The organism is Microcoleus sp. D2_18a_D3 (assembly GCF_036702455.1).
GTDB lineage: Bacteria > Cyanobacteriota > Cyanobacteriia > Cyanobacteriales > Microcoleaceae > Microcoleus.
Window position 1 is genome coordinate 32,810 of the sequence record NZ_JAUBTK010000027.1, and the last position, 12,788, is coordinate 45,597.

Genomic DNA, 12,788 nt, shown 5'->3' on the forward strand with positions numbered 1-12,788 from the left:
CTTATCAAAAGCTTCCACGTACCAAATTACTGATCCTTTTCTTCCTACCCTACCCTTCGCGCCTTCGCGGTTCGTTAAACGCTCCCAATCCCAAGGGTCAATTAATCCAGGTTTGTACAACTTTTCCCGTTAATTGCTGTCCCAACCAAGGCGTATTTGCCGATCGCGACTTCAGACTTTGCCCATCAACAGTCCAACTCATTTCCGGGTCGAACAAAATCAACTCAGCAGAGACTCCCGGTGCAACGATGGGGGGCGTTTGTCCGAGACAAACGGCAGGGCCTGCGCTTAAAAGTCGCCACAGTTCTAAAGCCGAAAATTCCCCTGTTTCTACCAGTCCGTGCCACAGTAAAGGCAAAGCTAATTCCAAGCCGATCGCCCCGGGCGGACTATCAGCAAAAGCCACAGTTTTCTCCTCATAAGTATGCGGATTGTGGTCGATCGCGATCGCATCAATTACGCCATCTTTCACAGCTTGAATCAGCGCTAATTGGTCGCTGAGATTGCCCAACGGCGGTTCTAGGTGTAAATTCGGATCGTAGGCGAACAAAGCAGTCAGAGCATTTTTCCCGCCCGAATCTTGAGAGTTTCCTGAAATTGCCCCGACATTCAACAGCAAGTGCATCCAAGTCACACTCGCAGTCACCGGCAAACCCCGCGCCTTCGCATCCCGAATCAATTCCACGCTGCGCGCCGTAGAAACGCGCATAATGTGCACCGGAGTGTCCGCAGATGCCACCAACTCCAGAATTACCGCCAAAGCCGAAGTTTCCGCACTCGCCGGAATTCCTGGCAAACCCAAGCGCACTGACACCGCACCCTCCCGCGCCGCGCCCTTTCCTGCCAAAGTTCGATCGCACGGCCACAAAGCCACCGACTTGCCCAAAGGCTTGATATACTCCAGCAAACGCCTCACCAGAGCCGGATTAGACAGCGGCAAACCGTCCGCAAAACCCACCACTGGACAGGAGGCCAGCTCGCCCAACTCTGCCATCTGCTGCCCTTTAACGCCCGCTGTCAGGGCTCCCCAAAAATACAAGCGGGGCAGTCCGGCCGGCAAATTGCGGATATGTTGCTGCAACAAAGCTAAACCGGCCAAATTGTCAACAGGTGGCGAGGTATCCGGCAAAATCGCCAGCCGCGTAAAACCGCCAGCCGCCGCAGCCTGCATCAAGGATTCCAGGGTTTCCCGATCCTCAAAACCCGGTTCTCCGCTGTGACTGTAGATATCCGTTAACCCCGGCCCCAAAATCAGTCCCTGGCAATCCCGCACTTCTGTGTCAGGGGGAAACTCAGCAATTTTTTCTTCGACTGTTTTGATATCACCTTCAGCAATCAGAATATCAGCGATGCGATCGCTCCCTGAAACTGGATCTAGCACTCGTACATTTTGTAGCAGTTCGCGGCTCATATAACAGAAGGAAGTTCGGCAACGGATTATGTAACGGATGTAACGGATGTAACGGATGTAAAGGATAGAAAGAAGAAGGAAGAAGGAAGAAGCAATCCAGCGCATTAGTTTCAGGAATTAAGAACTTCCTAAGCGTCGGGCGCGGTTGTTATCAAAATTCAAACTTTTTTCAGGCGCGAACCCGTAGCGGTGGGCGTTCCTTCCGCTACGGGTTCGCGCTCAGCACTTTACTAATTAGAGTGCTCCGGCTGCTGTTTTGTCAAAAACGCCGCCGCTCAAATGAGTTGTGACATTCATCGCCTGCAATACCGGCAAACCATCGGGGCCGTGGGGATAATCAATCACGCTAACGGCTCCATTTCCTTGTTTGAATTTCCAGAAATGTTCTGGTTCCAAACCGAATAGGTGGCAGAGAATTGCTTTGTTAATGGCGTCGTGAGCAACGACAATCCCAGTACCAGAAACAGATTGTACGATTTCTTGCCAAGCTGCGATCGCCCTCTGCCAAACTTGCTGCAAATTCTCTCCTTCGGGCATTTGGACTTTTTCAGGAGATGTTTTCCATTCTTCGAGCAAACCCGGATAGGATTGTTCGATTTCTGATTCAAACTTTCCTTCCCAAAGTCCGTGGCTAATTTCTCTCAAATCGTCGCGGAGTTCTAGTTGCAAACCGCCGTGATATTTGAGAATAATTTCCGCAGTTTCTTTCGGGCGGAGCATCGAACTGCTAATCGCAAAATCCAATTTTACATCCTTGAGAAATTCTGCAGCCCGCCGGGATTGTTCGCGGCCGTTATCGTTGAGAGGTACGTCAATTTGCCCTTGAAATTTACCTGCTTTATTCCAGTCTGTTTCGCCATGACGCACCAGCAACAATCGCGGGCCTTGGTGTCCGTCCCTCGGTTTGGGAAAAATTTCCCCGGTATGGGAAGTTAAGTTTACCGACTCTAATTGAATTGCAACTTTCTTGTTTTGCTCTCCGAGTTTGTCGTTTGTAACAGGGGAAGGACCAAAATTAATGACACTAATTCCGCAATTGGACTGTTGAATTGATTGATAGTAATCCGGGGTAATTTCCGACGCGGTGGCGATGAGAGCGCGGTTGATTCCGTTGTGACCTACTACTAGAATTGTGCCGTCTTGGTGGCGCGATAAAAGTTCTTGCCAAAAGTGTCGGGCGTTAGCAAAAATTGCCAATACTGGGAAGTGTTCGATTTCTCCGTCAGCAGATGGCAGTTTCATGGAAAATTTGTCGGGCTGTTTTTGCCACTGCTGATATGCTTCGGGGAATTTGTCTATAGCATCTTGGCGCAGCATTCCTTCCCACAGAGGCAAATCGATTTCCATCAAATTATCAGTTGGCTGGAGTTGTGGCGGATTTGTCAAGCGCGACAGGATGATTTCCGCTGTTTCTTTGGCTCGTTGCAGGGGACTGGTATAGATGGCATCAAAGGCGATACTGCTGAGTGTGTCGCCTACTTGCAGGGCGGCGCTACGGCCTGCTTCTGTCAAAATTGATTTATCGAGGCGGCCTTGGATGCGGCGTTCTTGATTGTAGGTGCTTTTGCCGTGACGGACTAAGATAATGCGAGTCATTCGATTTTAGATTTTAGATTTTAGATTTTAGATTTAGCCTGCTACCCTGCGGCGGGTGCGCTGTGCACCCATTGGTATCAACAATCGCCTGAAACCCCTGATAAATGTCGCTTTTAGGCAAAGTCTAGATCCCCCTAAATCCCCCTGGTTGTTGGGGGACTTTGAGAAGACTCCTGTCCCGCCCTTATGAAGGGGGAGTAGGGGGCAAGCTAAGGGGGGATCTGGTCTTAATAGTCCAACATCTGTCTATAACTGGGTTTGACGTTAAGTTAACACCAATGGTACGCACCTTACCCATACATGGCGGGTCAAGGATTTTTGGCGTAAGTCTTGTTGAGGAGAGTCAAAAAGATGAGCCAGTGAAATTTTACCAGTTGTCGGGATACTCTCGTCTGCAACGACCTATGATTAAAGACGGAAAAGATTTAGCCACGGATTCGCGCGGGACGGAAAAGCAGGAATGACACTGAAGCGGGTTATTTTAGGTATTTTAACGGCGATCGCGATCGCCCTGGTCGGTTTATCTTTACTTGCTAGTTGGAATCAGCCGCAAATTCAAAGCCGGCTGGAACTCTACCAGACAAATTTGCTGCTGCACGCCTCGGAGTGGCAAGGAGAAAATAATCAGAGTGCTAATTTAAGTTCGGCGCGCACCAATATTGTCGGTGCAGATCCTTTAAATACGGCTTTGACGCAATATCTAGAAGCGCGAGACTCGACTCGCAAAACTCTCGAAACATCTCAAGCACAAGTTAAAGAAATTCAGTCTGTCATTGCCTCTAAGTCTGAGGATAATACTCTGAATTTGGCTCAAAATAAGGCGGCGTCCGAGTCGATAAAGCAACAGTCAGTGCTGCTAAACGAACTTGACTTGCGATTGGGAATTTTGCAGGCAAGCAGTGGCAAAACTGAGGCTGCTCTCCAAAGTTGGAAAAATTTAGTTGAGCGCTACAAAACTAAAAGTGATGATGATTCTTCGGTGGAAACTGCTCAAGTTTTAACGGGAATTTGGAGCAATCCGGCTCAACTGCTGCCGGATGCTGAGCCGAGCATTCAAAAGTCTTTGGATGGCTGGTTTCGCTATCGCGCTCTAGCTCAACTTTACAAGCTGCAAGAACGTTCTAAAGAGCTGGCGGCGCTGCAAGCAGCAGAGCAAGTAACGGCCCAGCAAGCTGTAGAAAAGTTGGCAATTATAGTTGGGGTTCCGGCGATCGCACTTTGTATTGGTACGGTTTTGCTGGTTGGTTTGACCGTGCAGTGGTTGTTGCAGCGGAAGCAGTTAGATACAGCAGGTTCCGGCCCGGTGTTGGCGCGAAATGCGAGCTTGACTTGGGATGTGCCTTGGGACGGCGAGATTGTTTGGCAGGTACTTGTGGTCGGCTTTTTCTTTGTCGGGCAAATCTTGATTCCCTATTTGTTGCTGCCTGTTTCTCTGGCTGTTTTAAAACTCAACCCTGCTACTTTTGACCCGCGCGAGAAGGCTTTTTATATCTTTGCTACTTATTTGTTGCTGTCGGCTGGGGGGCTTTCGGTACTGTATTTTTCGGTCAAGTCTTTTTTGCCTTTGTCTGAAGGTTGGTTTCGGATTAATTGGCGGGGAAGTTGGTTTTTGTGGGGTTTTGGCGGCTATTTTGTTGCTTTGCCTTTGGTAGTTTTGGTGTCGCTGATCAATCAGCAATTGTGGCAGGGACAAGGTGGCAGCAATCCGATTTTGCCGATCGTTCTCGAAGGTAGGGACAACGTGGCTTTGGCGGTGTTTTTCGGCACTGCTGCGATCGCCGCTCCGGTTTTTGAGGAAATCGTGTTTCGGGGCTTTCTGCTGCCTTCTCTGACTCGCTATTTGCCTGTTTGGGGGGCGATCGCAGCTTCTGCTTTGTTGTTTGCTGTGGCTCACTTGAGTGTCTCTGAGATTCTGCCTTTGGCGACTTTGGGTGCGGTTTTGGGGTTTGTGTACACGCGATCGCGCAATCTCCTTGCTCCTATGCTTCTCCACAGTCTTTGGAACAGCGGTACTCTCCTGAGTCTGTTTCTTTTGGGCGGGGGCGCTAGTTAATTCGGGCGGTTGTTAATAATTGTGAATTAATCGAGTTTTTTTGAGAGCGATCGTCAGGGCGATCGACTCTTGCCAAAAACAACAGTAGGGTACTCGGTGCGCCCCTGATATCTAGCCCGGTAAAATAACCGGAACTCCTATAGGGGCGGGTTCACCCTCATCTTTAATATCAGCAACAGATCCAGATAGACCCGCCCCGGTCGCTTATTTTAGCGGAAAAACAGGGTTTAACATGGAAGTAATATCTTATCGGCTGATGATTGAGAGACTGATTCGGGCGATCGCACCAAACGGAAGTTGACAATCCGGCTAATTTATAGCTAAATTTTAATTTAGGATGAGGCTTAAACCCATGAGCAATTTGAACAGCCGTAATTTAGAGGGAACGCCGAGTTGGATGCGTTTCGCACCCTACGCAGCCTTGGGCCTTTTAATATTTTCTCTCAATTCAGGCAGCGAACTCAATTATTTCTTGAGAGGCTACTTGGTGATTCTACAGGCTCAAGTCGGTATAGTTCTGCTGTATTTTGCGATGTCTAAGTTTCGCAAAAACCCCAATAAATGAGTAAAAATTAGTAAGATTACTTATGTCGATCTTTAAAGGTAGAGAGTTAAAGGTCGATCGCGAAAGTTTAAAGAAAAAAACTGGGGAAAGTAAAAATGGTAAAAGATAAAACCGTAGCAGTTGTGTTAGCTTTCTTTGTGGGAGGTTTCGGAGTTCACAAATTTTATTTGGGCAATAACTTAGCAGGGGTATTATACTTGCTATTTTCTTGGACATTAATTCCGTCAGTGATCGCATTTTTCGATTTTATCGGTCTGCTGCTGATGTCGGAACAAGCTTTTCAGGTTCAGTACAATGGCGGAATGTTGCCATCTGGGTATGCACTCAGAGCGGCAAAAGATGTAACAGGGGCGATCGGCGAATTGAAAAAACTTTACGATATGGGCGCAATTACGGCAGAAGAATATGAAGAAAAACGCCAAAAACTGTTGCGAGAATTGTAATTAAGAAAAAAGAAGAAAGAAGGAAGAAGGAAGGAGGAAGAAGAAAGCCCACTATTAAAAAAGTGGGAGTGAAATAAGAAAGTGTGAGATCACAACTATTTAAGGATAAAATTAAAGTGTCTCAAGATTTATACTGGCTGCGTCAAACTCCAAACTGGGTGTGGTATTCTTTTATTCCCTACTTCGGCGGATTGGCGATCGCCTATGCAGGCCAAAAGTCAAATATTCGTAGTTGGATGGGATGGGGTGTTGCCATTACTTTAGCAGCCCTAGCGGTATCTTCTTCAACTAATTTGGGTACGATCGTTTGGATTGCTCAGATTGTCACTGCTTTTAGTTTGAAAAAGCGCTATCTCATCAAAACCGCACCCAGAGGTATACTGGTCCCGGCAAGTGCAACAAATGCCGAGGAACTGGCAAACGTGCGCGGCAAAATAGATATTAATGAGTGTACCAAAGACGATATGGTCAGAATCTTGGGTTTGCCGATCGTCTACGCTAACGATATTGAATCTCTGCAAAACGAAGGCTACATTTTTACCCACGCCGAAGAGTTATCAGAAATAGCAGGAGTTCCCGAAAGTCACGTCCGACGCATCGCCCCGATGATTTGCTTCAGCTACAATTATCAAAAAGAATTGCAGTTTACTTGGAAACGGTTAAATATTCTTTCGCCGGAAGAGTTAATCGCCAGCGGTTTAGATCGATATGTTGCGGAAAAAATAGTTATAGAAAGGCAGAGAAAAGGCGCTTACAAATCAGTTGTCGAAGTCAAGCGGCGGACGGGACTGCCTTTTGATTCCTATCGCCATATTTGTTAATTTGCAGTTGTTAGCAGAAACCGCTTATGACAACAAAATTAGAAGTTGAACGACAAAAATTGTATGATACAGATTACCTGAGATGGATGGAAACCACTGTGGAAAAGTTGCGGGTTCGCGACTATTCAAACATCGACTGGGAAAATCTGATTGCAGAAATAGAAGACATCGGGCGAAGGTAACACCGGAGTTGAGAAAGTAATCGGGTGGTAATTCTCCTGGACTTGCTTAAGTAGCCATTTCAACCGGATCAAAGAAGCGGTAGCATCTCTAAAATCTAAAATCTAAAATCTAAAATCTAAAATCGATTGATTTTCTCCCAGATGAGATGATTCAAGGGTAGTATGGCAAAAAACTCGATCGCCTCCTGGTAATTGACATTCAATATACCTGGTAGCAAAAATCTCCCCCAGCAGGCGGGCTCAGCGAAATTATAAAAAAAAGTATTTATCCTCTTGACATTTAGACAAAATAATGATATTCCAATATATTGTGAAACTCCTACTTTTCCCTAGCATCAACTCCAAGCCAGGGTAAGTTTTCAAGAATCGGCCTTAAATATCAGTGGTAAGCTATCTGAATTATTATTGAAATGCAAAACGACACAATAGTAGCAGTACCGCTAACATCAAATTATGTCTGACTCTCCTCCATCCCAAATCTCCCCAGAAGCTGCACCGGAAAGTGCTGCTACCGAAAACCGCAGTGCCAAAACTAGGCAACTGTTGGGCATGAAAGGGGCCGCTAGCGGGGAAACTTCCATCTGGAAGATTCGCTTGCAATTGATGAAACCGATTACCTGGATTCCCCTAATTTGGGGCGTGGTGTGCGGGGCGGCGTCTTCTGGAAACTATGTTTGGAACCTAGAGAATTTCTTGATCGCAGCAGCTTGTATGTTGATGTCAGGGCCGTTGTTGACCGGGTACACTCAAACTTTGAACGATTTTTACGATCGCGACATCGACGCCATTAACGAGCCCTACCGTCCGATTCCCTCCGGTATCATCTCGATTCCCCAAGTAGTAACGCAAATTTTGGTATTATTAGCCGCTGGTATTGGGGTGGCTTATGCTCTAGACTTGTGGGCGGGTCATGAATTCCCGATAATGACTGTTTTGACTCTCGGCGGCGCGTTTCTAGCTTATATCTACTCTGCGCCCCCGCTGAAACTCAAGCAGAATGGCTGGTTGGGAAATTATGCCCTGGGTGCTAGCTACATTGCCCTGCCTTGGTGGGCGGGTCAAGCTTTGTTTGGTACACTAGATCCCACGATTATGATCTTGACCCTGTTTTACAGTTTGGCAGGGCTGGGGATTGCGATCGTCAACGATTTCAAAAGTGTTGAAGGCGATCGGCAATTAGGGTTAAAATCTTTGCCAGTGATGTTTGGCATCAGCACCGCAGCTTGGATTTGCGTGTTGATGATCGACATCTTTCAAGCTGGGATTGCAGGCTACCTGATCAGCATCCACCAAAACCTTTACGCTGTCATTCTGCTGCTGCTGATAATTCCCCAAATTACTTTTCAGGATATGTACTTTTTGCGTAATCCTCTGGAAAATGATGTTAAATATCAGGCAAGTGCTCAGCCTTTCCTGGTTTTGGGTATGCTGGTAGCAGCCTTGGCACTAGGTCATGCGAGTTAAGCAGAGTTTTGAGGTTTGAGTTAAAAAATTTTGAATTCAAAAAATCTAATTCACTTCTCAAAAAAATACCAAGCTCTGCATTGTTAAGAAAAGTTTTGAATTTTGAGTAGTGAATTAAAAACTTTTTAATTCAAAAAATCTAATTCAAGGCAGCGTGTTATTCAAGAAAAAATGTCGAATTAAAAATTAAGAATTTAAGAAAGCTAGCTTTTTAAATTTTTAATTTTTAATCGGACTTGATGAGGTTTGAAGGTCTGAACGTGGCAGAATTTTTCTCAAATATCAAAGATACATTGAGCAAAGTCACTAACGCAATAAGCGGTAATTCCGATCGAGAACCGCCGAAGCCTGCGAAGGGCAATAAGCTCAACTCGCCGGAATCGGAGGCGGAATTTTATACAGGGACAACGGCCCAAAGATCGGAGTATGTGGTATCAGAAGATGCTGCACCTCTAGAAGAGTCTGAATTAGAATCAGAATATTTAGAATCAGAATATTTAGAACCAGAATACGCTCGATATCCAATAGTCAACCGCAGGTGGGAAGGGCTGAAGCGCTTAATTGCTTGGTTGGAAATTGAACCTCAAGTTACCAGCTTGCAAACCAAGGGAAAAGAATTGTTGCGGCCGGGATTAAGTTTGCTGGAAACTAAATCACCCAAAAAATCGGATAGTAGCCAATTGCGGGAAAATAGCGCACCGCAGAACACCGAACTGCAGAGACATACGGAACTACAGGAAATTAGCGCACCGCAGGAAAATAGCGCACCGCAGGAAAATCCTAAAAAACGGATCTCCCGTCGCCCTAGATTTTGGATAAGTTTAGGTGTGGCCAGTATAGGCGGGGGCGCTTTAATCTACGGTTTATGGATTTTGTACACCTTAGACAAAGGTTTGCCGGATGTTAACGATTTGTCGGCCTTTAACCGCGACGGGACACTGACTATTAAGGCGGCCGATAAGACGATTTTGTTGCAGTCGGGGCCTGCAACTAGAGATAAACTGAAACTTCAAGAAATTCCCGAACTGTTGGTTAAAGCTTTTATTGCCATAGAAGACCGCCGTTTTTACCAACATCGCGGGGTGGATTATCAAGGTATTGTGCGATCGATAGTTTCTAATTTGATAGCAAGAGATTTAGTGCAGGGCGGCAGTACAATTACCCAACAATTGGCTCGCGTTGTTTTTCTCAATCAGGAAAGAAGTATTAGGCGGAAGGTTCGGGAAGCTCTTTTAGCTCAGAAAATAGAGCGGGAGTTGAGTAAAGAGCAAGTTTTAGAAAGATATTTAAATCTGGTTTATTTGGGTTCGGATGCCTACGGAGTGGCAGATGCAGCTTTGGTTTTCTTTAGCAAAACTGTCGATAAATTAACTTTGGCAGAGATGGCAACTTTGGCGGGTTTGCCGCCGGCACCGAGCGAATATTCGCCTTTGGTTAATCCCGATATTGCTAAGAAACGGCGCAATCTTGTGCTGCAACAAATGCAGGAAGCAAAGGTAATTACAGAGGCTCAGGCGAAGGAGGCGATGGCGGAACCTATCGCCGTTAAACCAAGTCCGCCGAAGCGATTTAAAGTAGTCGCACCTTATTTTGCTAGTTACATTCGGAAGGAATTGCCGCGCTATGTTTCTCAGGATGCTTTGGAAGCTGGCGGTTTGACTGTCGAGACGACGGTGGATTTGAAGTGGCAGAAAATAGCGGAAGAGGTGGTTAAAAATGCGATCGAAGTTGATGGCCGCCGTCAGGGTTTTGAACAGGCAGCTTTAGTTTCTATGGACACTAAGACTGGGGAAGTTAAGGCCCTGGTGGGCGGCGGAAATTATAAAGAAAGTCAGTTTAACCGTGCTACGCAGGCTTTACGGCAGCCCGGATCGACGTTTAAAGGGTTGGTTTACGCAGCAGCGATGGCGGCTGGTTTTTCTCCCTATGACAGTTACGAAGACGAACCAATTATTATCGACGGCTATCAACCGAATAATTATGGCAAAAAATTTAGCGGTTGGCGATCGATCTCTGATGCTTTGACGAGTTCGGTGAATGTCGTAGCTGTGAAGGTGTTGATGGATGTGGGGTTTGAACCGGCGATAAAATTAGCCAACGATATGGGAATTAAGTCGAAATTGAGTCCGATTTATTCCCTGGCTTTGGGTTCTTCGGAAGTGAATTTGCTGGAGTTAACCAATGCTTACGGTACTTTAGCCGCGCAAGGGAATTTTATTGAAGCCCACGGAATTAAGCGGGTGATTAATCAGCGGGGAGATGTGATTTATCAGGCTAATTTTAAACCGAAGCGGGTTTTGGATAAGGATAGTGCTGCGATTACTACTTGGATGTTGGAGGGCGTTGTGCAAGACGGTACGGGGGGGCCTGCTGCTTTAAACGATCGCGCTGTAGCGGGCAAAACCGGTACTTCGGAAAATGTCAGGGATTTGTGGTTTATTGGTTACATTCCACAGGTTGTGACTGGCGTTTGGCTAGGGAATGATGACAATTATCCCACCTGGGGAACTAGCGGTACGGCGGCCTATAATTGGCGCGATTTTATGAGTCAAGCTGTTAAGGGAATGCCGGTTGAGAAGTTTCCGAAGTTGCCGGAGTTGGAGGGCCGCAAACGCAGTATTAAGCCCAAACCGGTGGAGCCTAAGAGGATTATTCGCGGGATGATTGTGAATGAGGATGGTGCGATCGTACCGTACAATCCTAATCCTGAACCGAAGTATTACCCACCGCAAGAGCCGGCTTATCAAGAACCAGCTTATCAAGAGCCAGCTTATCAAGAGCCGGCTTATCAAGAGCCTGCTTATGAAGAGCCAGCTTATCAAGAACCGGCTTATTAAACTATCGGTTTGGAGTAAGGACTTTACTCGTTTTTCAATTGCTTTAGCCTCACCATAAAAAAGCCGTCCATGTGATGTCTGTGCGGCCACACTTTCACCCATCCTTCGGGTGATGGCTGTACGGGTAAATCAATTGTTGGCGGTTCGATTTGCCAGTGAGGATTGCTGTCTAAGAACGATCGAATAACTGTTTCATTTTCCAAGGGATGAATTGTGCAAGTTGCATAAACTAATACGCCGCCGGACTTGACAAATGTCGCTGCATTTGCTAGTAATTCCGATTGCAGTTGAGATTGTTGTTGAATGTTTTCGGGCGTGTGATGCCAGCGGGCGTCGGCGCGGCGGTGGAGGGTTCCCAGGCCAGAACAAGGTGCGTCTAGTAAAACTCTGTCTGCAAGGTTAACAAACTCTGGGAAATGGCGGCTGTCTCCGGTATGAATTTTAATGGATTTCATCTGGAGTCTGTCTGCATTTTCTTTAAGTTTTTTGAGTCTGCTGGCGGTTTTGTCGCAGGCATAAATAGTGCCTTCATCCTGCATTAATTCGGCGCTGTGGGTGGTTTTTCCCCCCGGTGCGGCGCAGGCGTCGATGATAGTTTCTCCTGGCTGGGGCCCTAGTAAATGGGTGACTAATTGAGCGCTGCTGTCTTGGATTGTCCACCAACCTTCGCTGTATCCGGGGAGGTTTTGAATTGCGCCGATGCTGCCATTTAGTCTTAATGCTTGTGGCAAGTTGGGGATTCTGCTAGTTGAGATGTTGTGGGTTTTGAAGGCAGCTTCGATTTGGGCGATCGAGCTTTTTAAAGGATTGATTCTCAGGTCAATTGTGGGGGATTGGTTGAACCATTCACAGAGTTGTTCGGTTTCGGTTTCGCCTATTTGTTCGATCCACAATTTTACCAGCCATTCGGGGAAGCTGTGCAGAATTCCTAGGCGTTCGACGGTTGATTTATAATTAGTAACTGTTAATGGGTTTAAGTCGTTATCTGTTAAACGGATGTATTGGCGCAACAAACCGTTGACAAAACTGCTGAGTCCAGAAAATCCGTTTTCTTTTGCTAGTTGAACGGTGGTGTTGACAGCGGCGGAGGGGGGAATCTGGTTGAGATATTCGAGTTGATATAACCCTAAATGTAGGATGGTACGGAGTTCGGGCGGTTGTTGGGAGGATTTCTTTGTTGCTAGTTTGTCGATGATGAAGTCGATCGATCGCATTCTCCTGACGCTACCGTAAACTAATTCTGTGACTAAACGGCGATCGAGGTCGTTGAGTTGAGAATTGCTGAAAGCGCGATCGAGTGCGGCATCTGCGAATGCACCGCGGCGGTGGACTTCGCGGAGTGCGAGAAAGGCTATTTGGCGGGGATTTTGCATGGGGAATTGTTGATATGTCAAGTTATTATAGGTTGTTTGAGGA

The 12,788-nt window shown here is 46.6% G+C and carries 11 protein-coding genes; 8 read left to right on the forward strand and 3 right to left on the reverse strand.

Features of this window, described 5'->3' with window-relative positions:
• Nucleotides 1-97: 97 nt before the first annotated feature.
• Together QUB06_RS14875 and QUB06_RS14880 are read right to left on the reverse strand one after the other, a co-directional pair.
• The gene (locus QUB06_RS14875; RefSeq protein ID WP_333435899.1) at nucleotides 98-1,411 is read right to left on the reverse strand and encodes a dihydroorotase; all 1,314 of its coding nucleotides are present in this window, start codon (nucleotides 1,409-1,411) and stop codon (nucleotides 98-100) included.
• Nucleotides 1,412-1,645: 234 nt separating this feature from the next.
• Nucleotides 1,646-3,007, reverse strand: coding sequence for a histidine phosphatase family protein (locus QUB06_RS14880; protein ID WP_333435900.1), 1,362 nt, complete (start codon nucleotides 3,005-3,007; stop codon nucleotides 1,646-1,648).
• 278 nt (nucleotides 3,008-3,285) lie between these two features.
• On the opposite strand from QUB06_RS14880, the gene QUB06_RS14885 reads away from it, so the two are divergent.
• The 8 genes from QUB06_RS14885 to QUB06_RS14920 all read left to right on the forward strand — a co-directional run bounded on the left by QUB06_RS14885 (nucleotide 3,286) and on the right by QUB06_RS14920 (nucleotide 11,372).
• Entirely contained in the window at nucleotides 3,286-3,471 is a 186-nt protein-coding gene (locus QUB06_RS14885) for a hypothetical protein (protein WP_333435901.1), read from the forward strand.
• Nucleotides 3,468-5,060 (forward strand): type II CAAX endopeptidase family protein, encoded by a 1,593-nt coding sequence (locus QUB06_RS14890; RefSeq protein WP_333435902.1) that lies wholly within the window; start codon nucleotides 3,468-3,470, stop codon nucleotides 5,058-5,060. Before QUB06_RS14885 ends, QUB06_RS14890 begins: the two co-directional genes overlap by 4 nt.
• Before the next feature lie 352 nt (nucleotides 5,061-5,412).
• On the forward strand, nucleotides 5,413-5,625 hold the full coding sequence (locus QUB06_RS14895; protein WP_333435903.1) for a hypothetical protein: 213 nt from the start codon (nucleotides 5,413-5,415) through the stop codon (nucleotides 5,623-5,625).
• Between the two features lie 95 nt (nucleotides 5,626-5,720).
• Nucleotides 5,721-6,068, forward strand: a complete 348-nt coding sequence (locus QUB06_RS14900; RefSeq protein WP_333435904.1) for an NINE protein — start codon at nucleotides 5,721-5,723, stop codon at nucleotides 6,066-6,068.
• A gap of 116 nt (nucleotides 6,069-6,184) precedes the next feature.
• A complete protein-coding gene (locus tag QUB06_RS14905) occupies nucleotides 6,185-6,889 on the forward strand; it encodes a helix-hairpin-helix domain-containing protein (protein ID WP_333435905.1) in 705 nt (234 codons plus the stop codon).
• A 26-nt stretch (nucleotides 6,890-6,915) separates the two neighbouring features.
• A complete protein-coding gene (locus tag QUB06_RS14910; RefSeq protein ID WP_333435906.1) occupies nucleotides 6,916-7,071 on the forward strand; it encodes a DUF29 family protein in 156 nt (51 codons plus the stop codon).
• Nucleotides 7,072-7,524: 453 nt separating this feature from the next.
• A complete protein-coding gene (gene chlG / locus QUB06_RS14915) occupies nucleotides 7,525-8,535 on the forward strand; it encodes a chlorophyll synthase ChlG (RefSeq protein ID WP_333035306.1) in 1,011 nt (336 codons plus the stop codon).
• Between the two features lie 239 nt (nucleotides 8,536-8,774).
• Nucleotides 8,775-11,372 (forward strand): PBP1A family penicillin-binding protein, encoded by a 2,598-nt coding sequence (locus QUB06_RS14920; RefSeq protein WP_333435907.1) that lies wholly within the window; start codon nucleotides 8,775-8,777, stop codon nucleotides 11,370-11,372.
• Nucleotides 11,373-11,395: 23 nt separating this feature from the next.
• Here QUB06_RS14920 and QUB06_RS14925 read toward each other — a convergent pair whose 3' ends face one another.
• A complete protein-coding gene (locus QUB06_RS14925) occupies nucleotides 11,396-12,745 on the reverse strand; it encodes a 16S rRNA (cytosine(967)-C(5))-methyltransferase (protein WP_333435908.1) in 1,350 nt (449 codons plus the stop codon).
• Between the last annotated feature and the right edge of the window lie 43 nt (nucleotides 12,746-12,788).